This is a genomic window from Candidatus Polarisedimenticolaceae bacterium, assembly GCA_036376135.1.
Classification (GTDB): domain Bacteria; phylum Acidobacteriota; class Polarisedimenticolia; order Polarisedimenticolales; family DASRJG01; genus DASVAW01.
On record DASVAW010000047.1, the window covers coordinates 1 to 18,323 of the forward strand.

The following is an 18,323-nucleotide window of genomic DNA, read 5'->3' on the forward strand; positions in this document are numbered from 1 at the left end:
CGGCGCGACCGGGTGCGTGGAGATCCCGATCCTTCCGCCGTCCTGATCCGGCTTGTCCTGCGGGCGGGGCTTCGTGCATCCTCACCGCATGAAGCCCCCCGACAATCTCCCGATCTACCGCCTGCTGACCGGCGTCGACGATGCAACGTTCTGCCACCGCGTGAGCGAGGCCCTCGCGCTGGGGTACGTCCTCTACGGCTCGCCGGCGGCGACGTTCAACGGAAAGCAGGTGATCGTCGCGCAGGCGCTGGTGTGGCCGGGCGCGGTCGGGTCCACGGGAGATCGGTAGGGCCGTCCCTACTCCCCCTTCCGCACCACCCGCCCCACGATCGAAACGGCCGCATCGAGCGCCGCGGCGAAGACCGCGTCGTCGTCCACGCGCTCGATCTCCCCGGCGAGGAGCAGGAAATCGTCGGGACGGTTGAGTCGCTCGATGCGCGGCGGGCTCTGGAACCCCGTCGCCTCCGCCCACAACTTCACCATGCGGATCTCGGGGCCGAGGCGCTCCGCGATGAACGACGCGCGCTCTTCGGTGTCGTCCGTCAGCCGGATGCGGCCGATGCGGCCGTCCTTGAGCAGCGGATCGACCTCGAAATCGAAGACGACCTCTCCGCCGTCGGGGCGCCGCCAGACGTCCTGCCTGCGGGTGGGCGTCCACCCCAGGCGGGACGCGAGCCACCCTCCGAGGTAGGCCGCGGCGACCGTCGCGCCCGACGGCGTCGCGGGGCCGCCCGAGACGATCTCCACGCTTGCGACGCGGGACAGCCGCTCGAGGGCGCTCGGGTTGTCGAAATACGACGCCACCATCTCGCGCCAGCCGTCGAGGCGTACCCACATCAGGTCGCGGCCGTGGCTCAACCCCTCGGCGTCGCCGTAACCGACCTGCTCCGCCACGCGCGCGAGCGCCTTGCGGGGATCGTGCGAGTTCGAGCTGTTGAAGACGAATCGGTCGGCCATCCGGCTGAGCGGAAGGAGCAGCGGGTCCTCCTGCGTCAGCGTGCGGCGCCACCACACGTACAGCGGGACGTCGCCGACGAGCAGCTGCAGGAGGGTCGTCGGGACCATCTCGTGGTGGCCGGGAGGGACCTCGAGGGTGATCAGCTCGCAGGAGACCTGCCGCCGGTCGGACAGCGCGTGGCAATAGGTCTCGACCCGCGCGTCGGGGACGCTTCCGTACCCGGGCGTCATCAGGATCACGCGGCCGGGGTGCAGCTCGCTGAGCTTGCGGGCGACCTCCGCCGCGTCGAGGGCGTCCTCGGGGTCGGTGCAGGCGACGGCGAGGTTGAGCGTCGAGGCGCGGATCACCGCCTCGTCGGTCGAGGCCTCCTTCCGCCAGAGGGACGCGAGCTCGCGCTCGACGAGGGTGACGTCCATGGCGCTACAACCGGCGCCACGCGCGCCCGTCGCGCGAGAGGAGGACGTCCGACTCCGAAGGGCCCCAGGTCCCCGACGCGTAGCTCGGGAGCGGCTCGCCCCCCGACTCCTCGGCCCAGGCCCGTTCGAGGACGTCGATCCACGCCCAGCTCGCCTCCACCTCGTCGCGGCGGATGAACAGCGTCGAGTCGCCGCGCACCGCGTCGAGGAGCAGCCGCTCGTAGGCCTCGGGGGGCTCCGTACCGAACGACGCGCCGTAGCGGAACTCCATCGTCACCGGCTGGCGGCGCGGGAGCGTGCCCGGGACCTTCGCGTCGAACTTCAGCGTGATCCCCTCGTCGGGCTGGATGCGCATCGTCAGCACGTTGGGCTGGGCGTGGCGTTCCTGGTTCGATCCGAACAGGCGGTGCGGCACGTCCTTGAAATGGAGCGCGATCTCGGTGACGCGTTTGGGAAGGCGCTTGCCGGCGCGCAGGTAGAAGGGGACCCCGGCCCAGCGCCAGTTGTCGATGAACAGGCGCGTCGCGACGTAGCTCTCCGTGCGCGAGGTCCGCGAGACGCCGGGCTCGGCCTTGTAGGCCGGGACGGCCTTCCCGCCCACGACCCCTTCGGCGTACTGGGCGCGCACGGTCTCGGTCGCCACCTGGCTCGACGAGAGCGGACGCAGCGCGCGGAGCACCTTCACCTTCTCGTCGCGGACGGCGTCGGCGTCCATCGAGACGGGGGGCTCCATCGCCATCAGGCACAGCAGCTGGAACATGTGGTTCTGCATCATGTCCCGCGTGGTGCCGGCCTCTTCGTAGTAGCCGCCGCGCCCCTCGACCCCGATCGACTCCGCAACGGTGATCTGCACGTGGTCGACGTATTTCTGGTTCCAGATCGGCTCGAAGATCGCGTTCGCGAAGCGGAAGACCATCAGGTTCTGGACGGTCTCCTTGCCGAGGTAGTGGTCGATGCGGAAGACCGAGCTCTCGTCGAAGACCGCGTTGCAGATCCGGTTGAGCTCCTGCGCGGTCGCGAGGTCGCGGCCGAAGGGCTTCTCGATGATGACCCGCGACCAGGAGCCGCCGGGGCCCGGCTTGTTCAGCCCCGTCTCCGCGAAGAAGTGGAGGATCGCGGGGAACGCGGACGGGGGGACGGCGAGGTAGAACAGCCGGTTCCCTCCCGTCCCGTGATCGTGATCGTTCGATTCGAGGACGGCGGCGAGGCGGCGGTAGCCCTCGATGTCGCCGAACTCCATCGGGACGTAACCGAGCCGGCTCTCGAGCGCCGACCAGGGCTCCTCCTCGAGCGGGCGCCTGGAGTGCTTCCGGACGCCCTCCTTCAGCGAAGCGGCGAATTCCCCTTCGCCGTACTCCTTGCGCGCGGCGCCGACGATCCCGAAGCCGCCGGGGAGCAGACGCTCCTGCGCGATGTTGTAGAGGGCGGGGACGAGCTTGCGGTGCGCGAGGTCCCCCGACGCCCCGAAGATCACGACGTTGCACGCATCCGCGGCCCGCTCGCGCGTGAGGCCGACGCGCAGGGGGTTCGGGTTCATTCGGCCTTCTTCACGGCGTGCCCGCCGAACTCGTTCCGGAGCGCGGCGGCGACCTTCGCCGAGAACGACTCTTCCTGCCGCGAGACGAATCGCGCCTGCAGCGAGAGGGTCAGCACCGGCGCGGGAACGTCCAGGTCGATCGCCTCCTGCACCGTCCAGCGACCCTCCCCGGAGTCCTGCACGTACCCGCGGATCCCCGTCAGGTGCGCGTCCTTCGCGAAGGCGCTGGCGGCGAGCTCGAGCAGCCACGAGCGCACGACGCTGCCGTGGTTCCACAGGTGCGCGAGCTTGCCGAGGTCGTAGTCGAAGCGGGACTTCTCAAGGATCTCGAACCCTTCCCCGTACGCCTGCATCATCCCGTATTCGATCCCGTTGTGGATCATCTTCGCGAAGTGGCCGGAGCCGACGGGTCCGGTGTGCAGCCAGCCGTTCTCCGGCGCGAGCGACCGGATCGCCGGCTCGACCTTGGCGAAATCCGCCGGGGAGCCGCCGACCATCAGGCAGTAGCCGTTCTCGAGGCCCCAGACCCCGCCGCTGGTCCCGGCATCGAGGAAGCCGATCCCCGAGGCCGCGAGCGTCTCGCCGTGGCGGATCGAGTCCTTGTAGTTCGAGTTCCCGCCGTCGACGACGACGTCGCCGGGGGAGAGCAGGCCGGCGAGGTCGGCGAGGACCTGCTCGGTGGCGCCCCCCGCGGGGACCATCACCCAGACGACCCGGGGGGCGTCGAGTTTGCCCACGAGCTCGCGCAGGTCGAGGGCTTGCTCGCCTCCCGCGCTCCCGAGCTCGCGGCGCGATGCCGCCTCGCGCGCCGTCCCCACGACCGCGTGGCCGTGTCGGATCAGCCGCTTCGCCATGTTCAGACCCATCTTGCCGAGGCCGACCAGACCGAGCTTCATGGGGTGGGACCCTCCCGAAAAGACTTGGCGGTTTTGCAATCCTTTCCATAATAGCGGTCCGCGGAGGGCCGATGGGTTTTCTGTCTCCGATCCCCACGATCATCCTGGTCCTGGCGCTCGCCCTCCTGATCGCCGCCCCGTTCTCGTTCCTGGCGGGACGCCGCGGCGGGCGCTGGCGGGGACTTCCCGGCTGGATCGGGTTCTGGGTCTTCTTCGCCGCGCTCCTGGTCTGCCTGTCCCGCGCCGGCCACCGGATCAGCTTCCCGGTCCTCGGCCTGTTCATGGTCGCGGTTCTCCGTCAGTACTTCTTCGTGACGCCGATCCGGCCGGGCGATCGTTGGGCGATGCTGGCGACGTACCTGTCGGTGCCGGCCGTCCTGTGGCCGACCGCGGCCCCGGACACCAGCGGCGGGTATTACTTCGCGCTCCCGGCGCTTCTGTTCCTGCTGATCCCGGTGCTCTTGTCCTTGAACGACCGGCGCGAGGGATGGCTCGATTCCCTCGGCCGCGTCCTCTTCGGGATCTTCGTCTTCGTCTTCTGCGCGGCCCACCTCGGCCTGATGGTTCATCGCCCCGAGGGGCGGCTCGAGTTCTTCGGGATCCTCGCGCTCGCCGCCGAGCTGCCCCAGCGCCTGGCGGGACGGCTCGGGACCGGAGCGTCGATCGGGCGCACCCTCGCCGGGATCGCGGGCGGGGCGGCGCTGGCGGCGGCGATCGGGCACTTCGTGGGGCCGCAGGCGACGGTCTTCGCGCCGCACGGCTGGATCTCGGGGATCCTCGTGGCGCTCGCCACGGCCGCGGGGGCGCTCGTCGCGAAGGCGATCGCCGACGATCTCGACGTGAACGCGGCGCAGACGGTCGTGGGGCGCGCCGCGTTCCTCGATCGCACGATCCCGGCGATCTACGCGGCGCCGGTCCTCTACCACTACCTCCGGAGCGTCGTGTGAGGATCGGGGCGTGGGTCGCGCGGCTGGCGCTGCTGGCCTTTCACGCCGGGTTCGTCCGACCGATGCTCAAGCTCTACTGGGGCGCGCGGTTCCGCAAGGCCAACCTCATCCCCGCGGGGCCGTGCCTGGTCGTGGGGAACCACAACTCCCACATCGACGCGGCGCTGCTGATGACGCTTTTCCCGCTCGGCAGGTTGCACCGCGTGCACCCGGTCGCCGCGGCCGACTACTTCGGCGAGTCGTGGTTCCGGAAGACGATGGCGATGGTGCTGATGAACGGCATTCCGATCGCGCGTCGCCCGACTCCGGGGCAGGATCCCCTCGCGCCGATGATCCGCGCCCTCGAGCGGGGGGACGCGTTGATCCTCTTCCCCGAGGGGAGCCGCGGCGAGCCGGGGGTGGTGGCTCCGTTCCGGTCGGGCGTCGGCCGGCTGGCGCGCTCCGTGCCGGGCCTTCCGATCGTGCCGGTGTTCATGTCCGGCCCCGAGCGGACGTGGCCGCGCGGCGAGAACATGCCCCTTCCGCTCGGGATCGACGTCGAGGTGGGACGGCCGCGCACCTACGACCCGGCGATGGATCCCAAGGAGATCGCCGAGAAGGTCCGCGAGGACGTCCTCGCGCTCGCGCCTCCTCCGCTGCCGCTCCCCGGCCCGCGCCCGTCGCCCCCGATCCGGGTCGCCGTCTGCGGCATCGACGAGGACGCCAACCGCGCGGTCTTCGAGGCGCTGACGCGACGGCTCGGGCCGATCGGCAGGACCGTCGGGCTCGACCGGCCGATCCTCGAGGCGGACGAGGCGGGGGTACGGGAGGCGGGCGGGCGCGTCCCGCTCGTGCGCAGCACGTGGGGCGCGAGCCTCCTGGCGTTCGTCTTCCGGACGGGAGGGATGTTCCGCGGCGACCGCTTCGCGTCGATGGTGGCGGCCGCCCGGGTGGACGAGGCCTTGTCCGACGGGCGCACGGCGCGGTTCGTCGTGAGCCGCGGGAACGCGCTCGTGGACCTGCTCGCCTGGGCCGAGGCCGACTTCTATCGGGGGGTCTTCGACGACAGGGGACTGCAGCAACTCACCCTCTACCTGTCGGGTCAGCGCAAGATCCCGATCCGGCTCTGGTGGGAGTACGCGCGCAAGGCCCCGGAGGTGTGGCTGCTCAACACCTTCGACCTCGCGCACCCCCCGGTCCCCGACGTCGTCGTGCTGCTCACGCTCCCCGCCTCGCGCGCCCTCGAGCGCATGCGCGCGCGCGGCGAGGATCGCGACCCCTATCCGACGCAGGAGTGGCTCGAGCGGTTGCAGGAGTCCTACCGCCAGGTCGTCGGCGTTCTCCGCAGGCCCGGCCCGGTCGAGGTGATCGTCCTCGACGCCGAAGGCCCCGATCCCGACCTCTCCGCGGAGCGTGCCGAGGAAGCGGTCCGCCGCGTCGCCGCGGTGCAGGGACAGGCCGCGGCGAAGGCGGACGGACGCGACGGCTCTTGACGTAACGCCCGCAATCGGCAAACTGGTTGCGCAGCCGCGTGCCAGGAGGCCGTCGATGAGCGGGTCGCAGACCTTCCCCAAGTTGAGCCAGCAGGCCCTCGACGAACACCGTCAGATCCACTTCCATCTCGACCTGCTCGCGAAGGCGATCGCGGTGCTCGATCCCGCAACCGCCGACGCCGAGTCCCTGATGACCCTCGCCGCGCGCATCGAGAGCCTCAAGGAGCGCCTCGAGGAGCACTTCCACGACGAGGAGGACGGCGGGCTGTACCAGGGAATCCTCGACCAGATGCCCCAGGCGGAGAGCGACGTGTTGCGCCTGATGGCGCAGCACGAGCGCACGCTCCAGGCCGTCGAGACGGCGCGGGTCCTCGCGCGCCGACGCGAGCCGTCGGAGGCGGGCCTCCTGCGCTCCGACCTGGAGCGCATCATGGAGATGATGCGGGATCACGAGACCGAGGAGGAGGCCCTCGTCGCCCGGGCGCTCGCGCGCCACCGGGACTGAACCGCGCGCCCCGGTGCTGAACGCCTTCTTCGTCGGGGCGGTCCTCCTCTCGATCCTCATCGCCGCGTTCACGGGAGCGATGCCGGCGGTCTCCCAGGCCTGCGTCGAATCGGCGGGCAAGGCGGTCACCCTCGCGCTCGGCCTCGTCGGCGTCATGGCGTTTTTCCTGGGGCTGATGCGCGTGGCGTCGGACGGGGGGCTTCTCAAGCTCGTCGCGCGCGCGGTCGCGCCGGTGATGCGCCGACTGTTCCCGACGGTTCCCGAGGACCATCCGGCGATGAGCGCGATGGTCCTCAACATCGCGTCGAACATGCTCGGTCTCGCCAACGCGGCGACCCCGTTCGGGATCCGGGCGATGCAGGAGCTCGACCGCCTCAACGCCAGGAAGGGGACCGCCACCGACGCGATGGCGCTGTTCCTCGCGATCAACACCTCGGGTCTCGCCCTGCTTCCCACGGGGGTGATCGCCCTTCGCGCGAGTCTGGGATCCGGGGATCCGGCGGGGATCTTCTTCGCCACGTGGTTCGCGAGCGCGTGCGCGACCGTCGTCGGCGTCTCGGCGGCGATCCTCCTCTCGCGCCTCCCGCGTTACCGGGGGAGCGCGCCGGGGGCCGTCGCCGAGGCCGGGACCCAGGCGGCGGTCGAGGCCGCGGACGAGCCTCCCGCCGAGCCGCTGACCCCGCCGCGATTCGCGACGGCGTGGGTCCTCGCGTGGACGGCGTTGTTCCTCCTCGGGCTCGTCGTCTCCGTCGGTCGGGAGTGGGGGACGCGTCCCGGGGGGGAGATCGCGCGCGCGATCGCGTCGTATTGGGTCCTGCCCGCGCTCGTCGCCGGCCTCGTGCTCTTCGGATGGGCCCGGGGGGTGAAGGTCTACGCCTCCCTGGTCGAGGGGGCGAAGGAGGGGTTCCAGGTCGCCCTTCGCATCATCCCGTACCTCGTCGCGATCCTCGTCGCGGTCGCGATGTTCCGCGCCTCCGGCGGGCTCGAGATGCTCGTCGGCGCGATCGGTCCCTGGACGGCGAAGCTGGGGCTTCCCGCCGAGGCGCTGCCGATGGCGATCCTGAGGCCGCTGTCCGGGTCGGGGGCGTACGGCGTGATGGCCGAGGCGATGACCGCCCACGGGCCGGACTCGCTCATCGGGTACATGGTCAGCGTCATGCAGGGATCGACCGAAACGACCTTCTACGTGCTCGCCGTCTACTTCGGCGCGGTTTCGGTCCGCCGCACCCGCCACACCGTCCCGGCATGCCTGCTTGCGGATCTCGCCGGCCTCTCGGCCGCGGTGTGGATCTCGAATCGGCTGTTCGGTTGACGGGTCCGGGGGTGGGTGATAGCCTCGCCCGTTGCCCATGACCGACAAGAGAACCCATCGCCGAGGTGACGTCCGCCGTGCCCGACTGCGCGGGGCCGCGCGGAGCCGGAGCCCGAAGGGAAACCACGGGGCGCTCGCTCGTCGAGCGCCCTTCGTGTTTTAAGGGGAAGGTGGGGAACGAGGATGGCCCAGGTCCGCGAACAGCTCCTCAAGATGCTCCGCATCCAGCAGCTCGTGCTGGACATCCAGAACGCCCGGTCGATCGTCGAGAGCGGCCCGGGGCGCATCGAGGAGATCGAGGGCCGATTCCGCGAGCGCAACGCGGAGTACGTCGCCCTGAAGGACCGGCACGACACGCTCGAGACCGACCGCGCGGCGCGTGCGCTCGAGCTCATGACCCTCGAGGACGACCGCAAGAAGTTCATGGACTCGCTGATGCAGGTGAAGAACCAGCGCGAGTACGCCGCGGTGCTGAAGGAGATCGACGCGGTCAAGGCGCGGATCTCCGAGAACGAGGAGACGGTCCTCAAGGCGATGGAGGAGCTCGAGACCCTCAAGGGGGAGCTCGACACCCACGCCGCGCACATCGAGGCCGAGCGCACCAAGGTCGCCGAGGAGCACGCGGAGGTCGAGGCCGCCATCGAGGCCGCCCACCAGTCGCTCGCGCGCGCGGAAGCCGAGCGGGCCGAGGTCGAGTCGGCGCTGCCGCGCGACCTGGTCGCCGCGATCCGGCGCGTCGAGGAGGGGCGCCGGGGGCTGTTCCTCGTGAAGTGCGAGCGGGAGATGTGCACCGCCTGCCACGTGCGCGTCCGGCCGCAGGTTTATTCGGAGATCCGCCAGGCGACCAAGCTGCACATCTGCTCGAACTGCCGACGCTACCTCTACTGGGAGCGCGCCCTCGTGGACGCCGCCCCGGACGCTCCCGACGCCCCGGCCCCCGGCGTCGAAGCGTTGAATGGCGGCGCGGTTTAGCGCCCACGTCGACGGCGGCTCGCGGGGGAACCCCGGCGCTGCGGCGTGGGGGGTCGCGGTCGTCGACGACGGGGGTCGCGTGCTGGAACGTCACGCGGGATCGATCGGCCGGGCCACGAACAACGTCGCCGAGTACCAGGGGCTCATCGAGGCCCTGCGGATCGCCGGCGAGCGCGGTTCCGTCGAGGTGGAGATCCGGGCCGATTCGGAGCTGATCGTGCGCCAGATCGAAGGGCGCTACAAGGTCCGCCACCCCGATCTCGTCCCGCTGCACGCCGAGGCGAAACGACGGATCGCCGCGTTCCCGCTCTTCCGCATCCGCCACGTGCGCCGCGAGGAGAACCGGGAGGCGGACAAGCTCGTGAACCGCGCGCTCGACCTCGCCGAGCGCGAGGGGGTCGCGGTCGCGATCTGCGAGACCGATGTCGCCTGACCCGGCGCTCGCCCGTGCCCTGTCCGGAGTCCGCTACCGCATCGCCGCCGCCTGCGCCCGCGCCCGCCGCGACCCGGCGGAGGTCCGCCTCGTCGCCGTCTCGAAGACGGTCCCCGCGGCGCGGGTCCGCGACCTGCTCGCCTGCGGCCAGACCGTCTTCGGGGAGAACCGCGTTCAGGAGGCGCTCGCCAAGATCCCGGAGGTGGGGGCCGGCGCGTCCTGGCACCTCGTGGGGCACCTGCAGCGCAACAAGGCACGCCACGCGGTCGGCTCCTTCGCGCTGATCCACTCGGTGGACGACCTCGAGCTCGCGCGCGAGATCGACCGTCGCGCCGCGGCGCGGGGAATCGTCCAGGCGGTGCTCGTCCAGCTCAATCTCTCGGGGGAGGCGACCAAGAGCGGCGCCGAGGAATCCGCCGTCCTCGACCTGATCGGGGCGATGAAGGACCTGCCGCACCTCGACGTGCGCGGGTTGATGACGATCCCCCCCCCCGTGGAGGACGCGGAGGCCTCGCGCCCCTGGTTCCGGCGGCTGAGGGAGCTGCGCGACCGGGCCGCCGCGGCGACCGGTCTCGCGCTCGCCGACCTCTCGATGGGGATGACCGGCGACTTCGAGGTGGCGGTGGAGGAGGGCGCGACCCTCGTCCGCGTCGGGACGGCACTCTTCGGCGCCCGGGGCTAGACGCCGCCCCCCGTCGTCACTATCTTTGCCGCGCCGGAGGCACCATGAGCGACCGCATGACCGCGATGGACGTCGAGAGACAGGAGTTCACGCGCAAGATGCGCGGTTACGACCCCGACGAGGTGCGGTTGTACCTCAAGGCGGTCGCCGAGGAGATCGCGCGCCTCCAGCTCGACAACCAGACGCAGCGCGAGGAGCTCGGCCGGCTGCAGGTGCGCCTCGAGGACTTCCGCGAGCGCGAGCGCACCCTGCAGGAGACCCTCGTCACCGCCCAGAAGATGTCGGAGGAGATGAAGGGCAAGTCGGCGAAGGAGGCGGACCTGCTGGTCAAGGAGGCGCGCCTCAAGGGCGAGCGCATCCTGGAGCAGGCGCAGGACCAGCTCCAGATGCTCGAGAACGAGATCGGGAGGCTGCGTCTCGAGAAGGACGCCTTCGAGAGCCGCCTTCGCGCGATGCTCGAGGAACACGTGGCGCTCCTCGACCTGCGCAAGCAGGAGAAGGGCGACCTCGACAACCTCCGTTTCCTGCGCCGCCGCTCCTCCGGCGACATCGGATGATCGACGCCGACCTCGCCGTCACGAACATCGGCGAGCTCGCGACCCCCGTCGGCCACGCTCCCCGCCTCGGCCCGGATCTCGGGCGCCTTCGCGTCGTCCCCGGCGCCGCCGTCGCCTGCCGGGAGGGGCGCATCGTCTTCGTCGGCGACGCGGAGGCCTTCCGGGCGACCGTCCGCCTCCTCCCGAAGGCGGCGACCCTCGACGCGCGGGGCGGGACGGTCCTGCCGGGGTTCGTGGACGCCCACACCCACCTGCCGTTCGCGGGGTGGCGCGAAGGGGAGTTCGCCGAGCGGCTCCGGGGGGCGACCTACTCCGAGATCGCCGCGCGCGGCGGCGGCATCCTCTCGACGGTCGCGAAGACCCGGGCCGCCGACGTCGCGACGCTTGCCGCGCTCGTGCGCGAGCGGCTCGACGCGATGCTCTCTCTCGGGACGACCCTCGTCGAGGCCAAGAGCGGGTACGGCCTCACCGTCGACGACGAGGTCAAGCAGCTCGCGGCGATCCGGGCGGGGGCGGAGGGGCATCCCGTCGAGGTCGTCGCGACCTTCCTCGGGGCGCACACGGTTCCCGCGGAGTGGCGCGCCGACCGGGCGCGGTACGTCGCGCTCGTGATCCGCGAGATGCTCCCGCGCGTCGCCGGGTCGGGGCTGGCGACCTACGCGGACGCCTTCGTGGACGCGCACGCGTTCACCCTCGCCGAGGCGCGGAGCATCCTCGAGGCGGCGCGCGCGCTCGGCCTCGGGGTGCGGCTTCACGCCGACCAGCTCGCGGACGACGGCGCGGCCGAGCTGGCCGCGGAGCTGGGCGCGGCTTCGGCGGACCACCTGGAGTTCGTCTCCCCGCGCGGGATCGACGCCCTCGCGAAGTCGGGGACCGTCGCGGTGCTGCTGCCCGCCGCGACCCATTTCCTGATGCAGGAGCGGAAGCCCCCGGTGCGCGCGCTCATCGACGGCGGCGTGCCCGTCGCGGTGGCGACCGACTTCAACCCGGGGTCGTGTCCGACGGAGTCGATGGGGACGGCGCTGGAGCTCGCGTGCCTGTCCCACCGCCTTTCCGTCGACGAGGCGATCGCGGCGGCGACGCTCAACGCCGCGCATGCCCTGGGCCGCTCCGGAGAAACCGGGAGCCTCGAGGTCGGCAAGCGCGCGGACCTCGTGGTCCATGCGGTGCCGAACCGGCACCATCTGGTTTATCGCTTCGGCGTGCCCCGCGTCGCGGCCGTCGTCGCCGCGGGGCGGATCGTCAGAACAGCGGAGCCCGTTCCGTCTCGTTGAAACGGAAGACGTACTTGTAGACCTTCAGGTCGACCGTCTGCTGGAACGACGCCGAGATCATCATCTCGCTGTTGCTGCGATTCACCTTGAGGTTCTTACGCTCGAGCGGGACCTCGAGCTCCTTCGCCTTCTTCATGATGCGGTCCGCGATCGCCTTGTCGTCGCGCCGCAGCGACGCGCCCCGGACTTCTTCCTTGATGAAGTCCTTGAGCTCGTAGGCGTTGACACGGACGGGCACGACCTTGACGGCGACGAAAATGGCGGAGCCGAGCAATGCCAGGGCGATGAGCAGTCCGACCTTGCCCTCGCCCCGTTCCGAACGACGGGGGTCCATGTCCATCCCTCCTCGCGTCGGGCAATATAGGGTTGGCCCCGGGGGCGGACAACCCGGGGGGAGGGAACCCCGCCGTGAAGTCCCTGACCCGCCACCTGACCCTGGAAATCCCGGTCCGGATGGACTTCCTGAACATCACCCGCGACGTCGAGCGCCTCGTCGCCGAAAGCGGGGTCCGGGAGGGGCTGTGTCTGGTGAACGCCATGCACATCACCGCCAGCGTCTTCATCAACGACGACGAGCCGGGCCTCCACCAGGACTACAAGGAGTGGCTCGAGAAACTCGCCCCCCACGACCCCTCCCGATACCGGCACAACCGGACGGGGGAGGACAACGGCGACGCCCATCACAAGCGCCAGATCATGGGGCGGGAGGTCGTCGTCGCGGTGACGGCGGGGAAACTCGATTTCGGGCCGTGGGAGCAGATCTTCTACGGCGAGTTCGACGGGCGGCGTCCCAAACGCGTGCTCGTCAAGGTGATCGGCGACTAGGCGGTCGGAGCGGGTACAGCTCGACCGCGAGCCTCACGAACTCCGCGTCGAAGTAGCTCCCGAGCTCGATCGCCTGCTGCACGAGCGGGTAGATCGCCTTCGCGTACGCGTCGACCTCGGGGGTGTCGTACCAGGGGAGCCTTCGCGACCACTCCCGCGGCCGGAAGGCGCGGTCCGCGACTCCCTGCCCGAGCGCGGTCGGCAGCGCCTCGCGGAGGACAGCCCAAGCTTCCGCCCCGTGCGGCGCGTGCGCGACCGCGATCCGCTCGAGCCCGCGGCGGCGCTCCTCCGGCATCGCCTCGACGAGAAAATGCACGTTCTCGTGCACGATCACCGCGGCCTGGTCGGCGAGGCGGTCGCCCGGCCGGATCTCGAGGAGCAGCTGGCGGCCGATGGCCTGGGCGTGGGTTCCCCAGCCGTCGGGCACCGGGACCAGCACGAGGCGGGGTTTCGGGGACAGTGCGGCTCCGTCCGCCCCGAAGAACCTCGCGGCCCGCCCGAGCAGGTCGGAGAGCTTCGCGGTCGAGGGGTCGTCGCGCATCGCCCCCAGGAAGCGCCGCGGGATCGAGCCGCCCGACCAGATCTGGTCGAACTTCGGCTGGAAGTGGGCCAACGCCGCCTCGAGATCGGCGCGCCGCTCCGCGGAGAGGCGCTCCCCCGCCGTTCGCATTCCCGCCTCCATCGTCGGGGCCGCGCAGAAGATCCCGAGCAGGTCGCTGCGCGAGCCGGTCGCCTGCTCGTGCGCGAGGCGGGCCTTCCAGAAGCGCTCGATCGCCGCCGCGTCCTCCGGAGTCGCGCGTCCGAACCGGCGGACGTAGTCCGCGCGGTGCGCGGGGATCGTCTTCCCCACGCTCGTCTGGGCGAGCGAGTCGAGCCACTGGAAGATCGCCGCGGGGTAGGAGGCTTCGGCGTCGATCGGATAGAGGGGACCGAAGGGGTCCTTCAGCGCCGCCGGGGGCTGGGCGAGGGCGGCGGCGAGCAGCAGAGCCGGAACGATCACCGCTTGAAGAGGTTCTCGAACTGGGACTTCGGGTCGTTGCCCGACGGTCCCGCCGCCGGGCCGGTGCGCTTGCCGGTCGCGTCGAGGACGAGCCGGGCGTCGTAGAGCTCGCAGGTGTTCGACTTCCCCTTCTCCGCGACGCGCTCGGTCAGCGGGGCGCGGCACTCCCAGCGCGCGGCGGAGTCGAAGTGGCGGCAGGCACGGCAGGTGTGCAGCGGCGCGTTGCAGTGCGGGCAGGTCGTGTCGAAGCCGACCGCGCCGAACGCGGGGATGTTGCGCCCGCAGTCGGGGCACCGCAGCACCTCGTTCGCCTCCCGCTGGACCGCGTGCTTGAGCCCGCGCAACTGGGCCTTCTCCTCCGGGGTGAGAGGCTTGCGCGGAGCCTGCTGGGGCGGCCGGGAGCGGTCGCGGTCGTCGCGGCCGGACTCCTGATAACCGCGCTGTCCGTACTTGCGTTCCATGGGGTTTCCTCCGGACGGGGCGGGGCGAGCCGGGGGCATCCTACCAGATGTACTCCTTCGCGACGTCGCGCCGCTCGCGCCCGCTGAGGACGTGCAGGACGCGGATCCTCCGGAGCGTGCCCGGCGAGACGGTGCCGATCGGAAGGTGGAGGATCTTCCGGTCGAGCCGGGCCGCGATCTGATGGAAGACCGAGCGGGGCGGTCGCGGGGCGACGTGCACGACCACCCGCTCGAGGCTGTAGTCGAGCGCGGCGAGCAGCAGCCGCTCGGGACGGGTCTCCGCGAAGGCGTAATCGGCGTCGGTCCAGACCTCGCGAAGGCGGCCCGGCGGATAGGAGAGCAGGAAGCCGCCGTAGGTGACGCGGCAGATCCCCGGGCCCACGACCGCCTGCTCGGGGGCGGTCGCGTAGAACGCCATGTCGGACTCCTGCGCGTGCTCGCCGAGCCACGTCATCGCGAACGGGTAGCGCTCCTCCCCGTCGCGCGCGTCGTCGAAGACGACGACGACCGCCCCCACCTCGCCCGGTACCCTCCCCGACTCGCGCACCCAGATGCGATGTTCGCTCCAGTGGCGGATCGTCTCGCGCACGTCGATGCCGTCCAGCACGGAGGTCGTGAAGGGCACGACGCGCGAGGCCTCCTCGCGGAGCACCGTCTTGCCGCGCCGGCGCAGGTATTCGCCGAACGCCTCGACGATCACGTCCTCGGGCGGATAGGAGCAGACCGACTCCCCGTCGAAATCGCGCAGCCACTCGCCGGGGAAACTCTCGTCCCGGCGGCGCCGGCGCAGGAGGCTCTCCGGCCTGCGGCCCTTGGCCTCGCGGCGGCGCCTCGTGAGACGGATCCGTCGCACCCCGTCGAACATCTCCTCGGCGCGGATGCGCGCGGTGGGGAGATCGACCGCGGACTCCTGCTGCCACGGCCAGGCGGTCGCGAGGCGGTGGAGCTCCCAGGCGAAATTCTCGGTGACGCACGCACGCGCCGCCGCGAGCAGGTCGTAGAGATCGCACACGAGCCCGCCCCCTCCCGCCGCGAGGTTGCGCGCGAAGCGGGCGAGGTTGCGCCGTTGCCAGGGCTCGACGCGCTCGTCGGGAGCCGACGACGCCAGGGCGCGCTCGGTCTCGCGGACGAGCCCCCACTGCAACCGCAGGCGATCGCACGGGGACCGCCCCCCCGCCGCGCGCCGCACCGCGTGCTCGACCCGTTCGGGATCGTCGCCGCGCCCGCCGCTCAAGATGCGGAACGGGCCGTAGGTCCTCCCGGGGGCCGCCGGGATCGAGGCCTCGGGGACGCCGAGCCCCGCCCGGATGGCCTCGTACGCCGCCGCGTAGAACGGCACCTCGCCGAGCACCTCGCCGACCGATTCGGGATGGAGGTTCACGAGCCGCACGTTCCGGCGCACCGGAGGGGTGAGCGGCTCCGCGAGCTCCGCGCCGAGCGCGCGCCCGATCCCCTCGACGTGGTGCATCCCGCAGACGACGAGCACGCGCGACGCCCCCTCCTCGCGCAGGCGGCGCGCGTGGAACGCCATCGACGCCTCGCGGGGGGCGTCGTGCGGATCCTCGGGCCGGGGATGGCGACGGAACGCGTCCCAGACGGTGAGCGGTCCGAGCCGGAAGAGCGCGTAGGCGTCCGGAACCGGATCGCGCCAGTCGGCGTACCCGTCCACGTCGAGGTCCGCGCAGGCCAGCGGCAGGCCGCGCTCGATCGCGCCCCTCGCGGCCTCGACCATGGCGTCCGCGGGGTGGATCGGGAGGTAGATCGTCTCCGACGCGGCGGTCTCGTAGAGGAGCACCGAGATCGCCGGCAGTCGCTCGACCGCGCGAAGCCAGGTCTTCCCGAGGGAGGACGGGACCTCGACCGCGACCGCCTCCGGCTCGAGCGCCTCGAAGGCCGCGCGCACCGCGTCCGCCGCCTCGAGCCGGTCGTGCACGACCGGGAGGAGATGGATGCCGTCCGCGACGACCGCGAACATCGGGTCAGGGACCGAAGTAGCGCAGCGCGTCCTCGCCCAGGACGAAGGCGGAGGCCTCGCGCACCGCCGCCTTGGCGTCGCCGCCGCGCTGCGCGAGCCGCTTGAGCGCGTAGCGGGCGAGGTTGATCCCGTCGCGCGCGGTCCACCGCTCGTCCGCGGCGTGGGCCCGCTGCAGGAACGCGGTCACGTACTCGAGGATCGCCTCGTCGGAGAACGGGAGGTTCTCCGCGAGGATCGCCTTCTCCTCGTCGTGTTCGGGGAAGTCGAGCTGGATCTGGGGCTGCAGCCGGGAGTGGATGTACTCGGGGATCTCGTAGGTGGAGGCGTCGTCGTTCATCGTGGTGACGAGCCGGAAGTCGGCGTGCGCGCGCACCTTGATCCCCGCGACGATCGACTCGACGTAGCGGCGGTTGTCCAGCAGCGGCGCGAGCGACGCCCACGACTTCTCGGACATCCGGTTCCCCTCGTCGAGGATCGCGACCCCGCCCCGCACCATCGCGGTCACGAGCGGGGAGGCGACGTAACGGATCGCCCCGGCCCGGTCGACGACGGGAGTGATCAGCAGGTCCTCCGGGCGCGTGTCCATCGTCGCCTGGAAGATCCACACGTCCCGCCCGATCGCCTTCGCGGCGGCGTACGCGAGCGTGGTCTTGCCGACGCCGGGTTTCCCGAGCAGGCGCGGGTTCATCGGAAGGTCCCGCGCGTCCACGACGCTCCACGCGGCGAGGAGCTGGCGCAGGACGTCGGACTGCCCGACCCAGCGGATCGGCAGATCGTCCGGGTGCGCGAGGTGGATCGCGACCCCTTCGATCTCGACGACGTTGCGCGCGGTCACGCCGCCTCCGTCAGCGCGGCCTCGATGCGGTCGAGCCCCCAGTCGAGATCCTCCCGCGAGATCGTCAGCGGCGGGGCGAAACGCAGCGTCCACGTGTGCGTGTCCTTGCAGAGGACCCCGCGCGCGAGCAGCGCGTCCACGAATCGCCGCGCGCCGCCGGTCTCGCGCGCGACCTCGACCCCGGCCCACAGCCCCCGGCCCCGCACCTCGCGGACGGCGGGGGACCCGATCGAGCGGAGCCGCTCGTGGAAGTGCCTGCCCAGCGTCGCGCTGTTCGCGATGAGCCCCTCGTCGAAGAGCACCCGGAGCGCCTCGCGGCCGACCGCCGCGGCGAGGGCGTTCCCCCCGAAGGTGGAGCCGTGGTCGCCGGGTTGCAGGACGTTCATGACCGCGTCGTCGGCGAGGACGGCGGACATCGGGACGAAGCCGCCCCCGAGCGACTTTCCCAGGATCGCGACGTCGGGACGGATCCCTTCGTGCTCGAAGGCGAACAGCCGTCCGGTCCGGCCGAGGCCGCACTGGATCTCGTCGCACATCAGGAGCACGTTCGTCTCGCGGCAGGCGGCGGCGAGCCCGCGGAGGAACCCCTCCGGCGGGACGACGACCCCCGCCTCCCCCTGGATCGTCTCGAGGAGGACGGCGACGGTGTCGGGGCCGATCGCGGCGCGCGCCGCGCCGAGGTCGCCGTAGGGGACCTTCACGAAGCCGGTCGCGAGAGGGCCGAAGCCGTCGCGGTACGCCGCGGTGTCGGAGACGCTCACGAGGGTCGTCGTCCGGCCGTGGAAGTTGCCGGAGAAGACCACGATCTCCTGGCGGCCGTCCGGGACGCCGCGGACGACGTGCCCCCACTTCCGCGCCAGCTTGATCGCCGTCTCGACCGCCTCGGCGCCGGAGTTCATGAGGATCGAGCGCGGGAAGCCGGTGCGCTCGGCGAGGTCCCTCAGGAACGGCCCCAGGACGTCGTTCCGCAGCGAACGGGAGGTCATGGCGACGCGGCCGCTCTGCTCGATCAGCACCCTGCGGATGGACGGGTGGACGTGCCCGTGGTTGACCGACGAGATCGCGCCGTGGAAGTCGAGGAACCGGCGGCCTTCGACGTCCTCGACCCAGGCGCCCTCGCCCCGCGCCACGACGACGGGAAGGGGCCGGTACAGCGCGGCGCCGTAGCGGGTCTCGAGTCCGGCGTGATCGACGGGGGCGTTGGGGGTCGTGTCCACGGCGGCGATCAAAGTACCACGCAGGGCTTTGCCTTGACGCGCCCACCCC

General features: G+C 71.6%; 20 protein-coding genes. 11 read left to right on the plus strand and 9 right to left on the minus strand.

The features are described 5' to 3' along the window. The first annotated feature begins 88 nt into the window (after positions 1-88). Positions 89-289, plus strand: coding sequence for a DUF1737 domain-containing protein (locus tag VF139_04415; protein HEX6850628.1), 201 nt, complete (start codon positions 89-91; stop codon positions 287-289). A gap of 8 nt (positions 290-297) precedes the next feature. Here the strand turns inward: VF139_04415 and VF139_04420 are convergent, their stop codons facing one another. The 3 genes from VF139_04420 to gnd are packed head-to-tail and all read right to left on the minus strand — an operon-like array spanning position 298 to position 3,807. Continuing rightward, positions 298-1,374 carry a glucose-6-phosphate dehydrogenase assembly protein OpcA gene (locus tag VF139_04420; GenBank protein ID HEX6850629.1) on the minus strand — a complete coding sequence of 359 codons (1,077 nt, stop codon included), beginning with the start codon at positions 1,372-1,374 and terminating at the stop codon, positions 298-300. A gap of 4 nt (positions 1,375-1,378) precedes the next feature. After that, entirely contained in the window at positions 1,379-2,911 is a 1,533-nt protein-coding gene (gene zwf, locus VF139_04425) for a glucose-6-phosphate dehydrogenase (protein ID HEX6850630.1), read from the minus strand. Beyond that, entirely contained in the window at positions 2,908-3,807 is a 900-nt protein-coding gene (gene gnd / locus VF139_04430) for a decarboxylating 6-phosphogluconate dehydrogenase (protein ID HEX6850631.1), read from the minus strand. The genes zwf and gnd overlap by 4 nt, the downstream gene beginning before the upstream one ends. A gap of 71 nt (positions 3,808-3,878) precedes the next feature. Here gnd and VF139_04435 point away from each other — a divergent pair, with 71 nt between their 5' ends. The 9 genes from VF139_04435 to hutI all read left to right on the plus strand — a co-directional run bounded on the left by VF139_04435 (position 3,879) and on the right by hutI (position 11,961). Next, entirely contained in the window at positions 3,879-4,754 is an 876-nt protein-coding gene (locus VF139_04435) for a hypothetical protein (GenBank protein ID HEX6850632.1), read from the plus strand. Beyond that, the gene (locus tag VF139_04440; GenBank protein HEX6850633.1) at positions 4,751-6,226 is read left to right on the plus strand and encodes a 1-acyl-sn-glycerol-3-phosphate acyltransferase; all 1,476 of its coding nucleotides are present in this window, start codon (positions 4,751-4,753) and stop codon (positions 6,224-6,226) included. The genes VF139_04435 and VF139_04440 overlap by 4 nt, the downstream gene beginning before the upstream one ends. Positions 6,227-6,281: 55 nt before the next feature. Continuing rightward, the gene (locus tag VF139_04445) at positions 6,282-6,731 is read left to right on the plus strand and encodes a hypothetical protein (GenBank protein HEX6850634.1); all 450 of its coding nucleotides are present in this window, start codon (positions 6,282-6,284) and stop codon (positions 6,729-6,731) included. 13 nt (positions 6,732-6,744) lie between these two features. Then, positions 6,745-8,043, plus strand: a complete 1,299-nt coding sequence (locus VF139_04450) for a nucleoside recognition domain-containing protein (GenBank protein HEX6850635.1) — start codon at positions 6,745-6,747, stop codon at positions 8,041-8,043. A gap of 183 nt (positions 8,044-8,226) precedes the next feature. After that, positions 8,227-9,015 (plus strand): C4-type zinc ribbon domain-containing protein, encoded by a 789-nt coding sequence (locus tag VF139_04455; protein ID HEX6850636.1) that lies wholly within the window; start codon positions 8,227-8,229, stop codon positions 9,013-9,015. Then, positions 8,999-9,448 (plus strand): ribonuclease HI family protein, encoded by a 450-nt coding sequence (locus tag VF139_04460; GenBank protein HEX6850637.1) that lies wholly within the window; start codon positions 8,999-9,001, stop codon positions 9,446-9,448. The genes VF139_04455 and VF139_04460 overlap by 17 nt, the downstream gene beginning before the upstream one ends. After that, positions 9,438-10,130, plus strand: a complete 693-nt coding sequence (locus VF139_04465) for a YggS family pyridoxal phosphate-dependent enzyme (GenBank protein ID HEX6850638.1) — start codon at positions 9,438-9,440, stop codon at positions 10,128-10,130. The genes VF139_04460 and VF139_04465 overlap by 11 nt, the downstream gene beginning before the upstream one ends. Before the next feature lie 44 nt (positions 10,131-10,174). Then, entirely contained in the window at positions 10,175-10,687 is a 513-nt protein-coding gene (locus VF139_04470; protein HEX6850639.1) for a DivIVA domain-containing protein, read from the plus strand. Further along, positions 10,684-11,961, plus strand: coding sequence for an imidazolonepropionase (gene hutI / locus VF139_04475; GenBank protein ID HEX6850640.1), 1,278 nt, complete (start codon positions 10,684-10,686; stop codon positions 11,959-11,961). Before VF139_04470 ends, hutI begins: the two co-directional genes overlap by 4 nt. On the opposite strand, the gene VF139_04480 is transcribed toward hutI, so the two are convergent. Beyond that, positions 11,930-12,295: a hypothetical protein gene (locus tag VF139_04480; GenBank protein ID HEX6850641.1), complete on the minus strand. Its 366-nt coding sequence runs from the start codon at positions 12,293-12,295 to the stop codon at positions 11,930-11,932. The genes hutI and VF139_04480 overlap by 32 nt on opposite strands. 74 nt (positions 12,296-12,369) lie before the next feature. Between VF139_04480 and VF139_04485 the strand changes: the two genes are divergently transcribed. Then, positions 12,370-12,786 carry a secondary thiamine-phosphate synthase enzyme YjbQ gene (locus VF139_04485; protein HEX6850642.1) on the plus strand — a complete coding sequence of 139 codons (417 nt, stop codon included), beginning with the start codon at positions 12,370-12,372 and terminating at the stop codon, positions 12,784-12,786. Here the strand turns inward: VF139_04485 and VF139_04490 are convergent. From VF139_04490 to rocD, 5 genes are read right to left on the minus strand one after another with little or no spacing between them, the layout of a single operon-like run. Beyond that, entirely contained in the window at positions 12,767-13,786 is a 1,020-nt protein-coding gene (locus VF139_04490) for a hypothetical protein (GenBank protein HEX6850643.1), read from the minus strand. The genes VF139_04485 and VF139_04490 overlap by 20 nt on opposite strands. Continuing rightward, entirely contained in the window at positions 13,783-14,247 is a 465-nt protein-coding gene (locus tag VF139_04495) for a hypothetical protein (protein ID HEX6850644.1), read from the minus strand. Before VF139_04495 ends, VF139_04490 begins: the two co-directional genes overlap by 4 nt. A 40-nt stretch (positions 14,248-14,287) precedes the next feature. Next, positions 14,288-16,222, minus strand: coding sequence for a hypothetical protein (locus VF139_04500; GenBank protein HEX6850645.1), 1,935 nt, complete (start codon positions 16,220-16,222; stop codon positions 14,288-14,290). A 4-nt stretch (positions 16,223-16,226) separates the two neighbouring features. Then, on the minus strand, positions 16,227-17,057 hold the full coding sequence (locus tag VF139_04505; protein HEX6850646.1) for an AAA family ATPase: 831 nt from the start codon (positions 17,055-17,057) through the stop codon (positions 16,227-16,229). Beyond that, positions 17,054-18,274, minus strand: a complete 1,221-nt coding sequence (rocD, locus tag VF139_04510) for an ornithine--oxo-acid transaminase (GenBank protein HEX6850647.1) — start codon at positions 18,272-18,274, stop codon at positions 17,054-17,056. Before rocD ends, VF139_04505 begins: the two co-directional genes overlap by 4 nt. Positions 18,275-18,323: the final 49 nt, after the last annotated feature.

Excerpts from the sequence above, each read along its gene's own strand:
- VF139_04415 (HEX6850628.1), top strand. The coding sequence starts at position 89 with ATGAAGCCCCCCGACAATCTCCCGATCTACCGCCTGCTGACCGGCGTC.
- VF139_04420 (HEX6850629.1), bottom strand. The coding sequence starts at position 1,374 with ATGGACGTCACCCTCGTCGAGCGCGAGCTCGCGTCCCTCTGGCGGAAG.
- zwf (HEX6850630.1), bottom strand. The coding sequence starts at position 2,911 with ATGAACCCGAACCCCCTGCGCGTCGGCCTCACGCGCGAGCGGGCCGCG.
- gnd (HEX6850631.1), bottom strand. The coding sequence starts at position 3,807 with ATGAAGCTCGGTCTGGTCGGCCTCGGCAAGATGGGTCTGAACATGGCG.
- VF139_04435 (HEX6850632.1), top strand. The coding sequence starts at position 3,879 with ATGGGTTTTCTGTCTCCGATCCCCACGATCATCCTGGTCCTGGCGCTC.
- VF139_04445 (HEX6850634.1), top strand. The coding sequence starts at position 6,282 with ATGAGCGGGTCGCAGACCTTCCCCAAGTTGAGCCAGCAGGCCCTCGAC.
- VF139_04455 (HEX6850636.1), top strand. The coding sequence starts at position 8,227 with ATGGCCCAGGTCCGCGAACAGCTCCTCAAGATGCTCCGCATCCAGCAG.
- VF139_04460 (HEX6850637.1), top strand. The coding sequence starts at position 8,999 with ATGGCGGCGCGGTTTAGCGCCCACGTCGACGGCGGCTCGCGGGGGAAC.
- VF139_04465 (HEX6850638.1), top strand. The coding sequence starts at position 9,438 with ATGTCGCCTGACCCGGCGCTCGCCCGTGCCCTGTCCGGAGTCCGCTAC.
- VF139_04470 (HEX6850639.1), top strand. The coding sequence starts at position 10,175 with ATGAGCGACCGCATGACCGCGATGGACGTCGAGAGACAGGAGTTCACG.
- hutI (HEX6850640.1), top strand. The coding sequence starts at position 10,684 with ATGATCGACGCCGACCTCGCCGTCACGAACATCGGCGAGCTCGCGACC.
- VF139_04480 (HEX6850641.1), bottom strand. The coding sequence starts at position 12,295 with ATGGACCCCCGTCGTTCGGAACGGGGCGAGGGCAAGGTCGGACTGCTC.
- VF139_04495 (HEX6850644.1), bottom strand. The coding sequence starts at position 14,247 with ATGGAACGCAAGTACGGACAGCGCGGTTATCAGGAGTCCGGCCGCGAC.
- VF139_04500 (HEX6850645.1), bottom strand. The coding sequence starts at position 16,222 with ATGTTCGCGGTCGTCGCGGACGGCATCCATCTCCTCCCGGTCGTGCAC.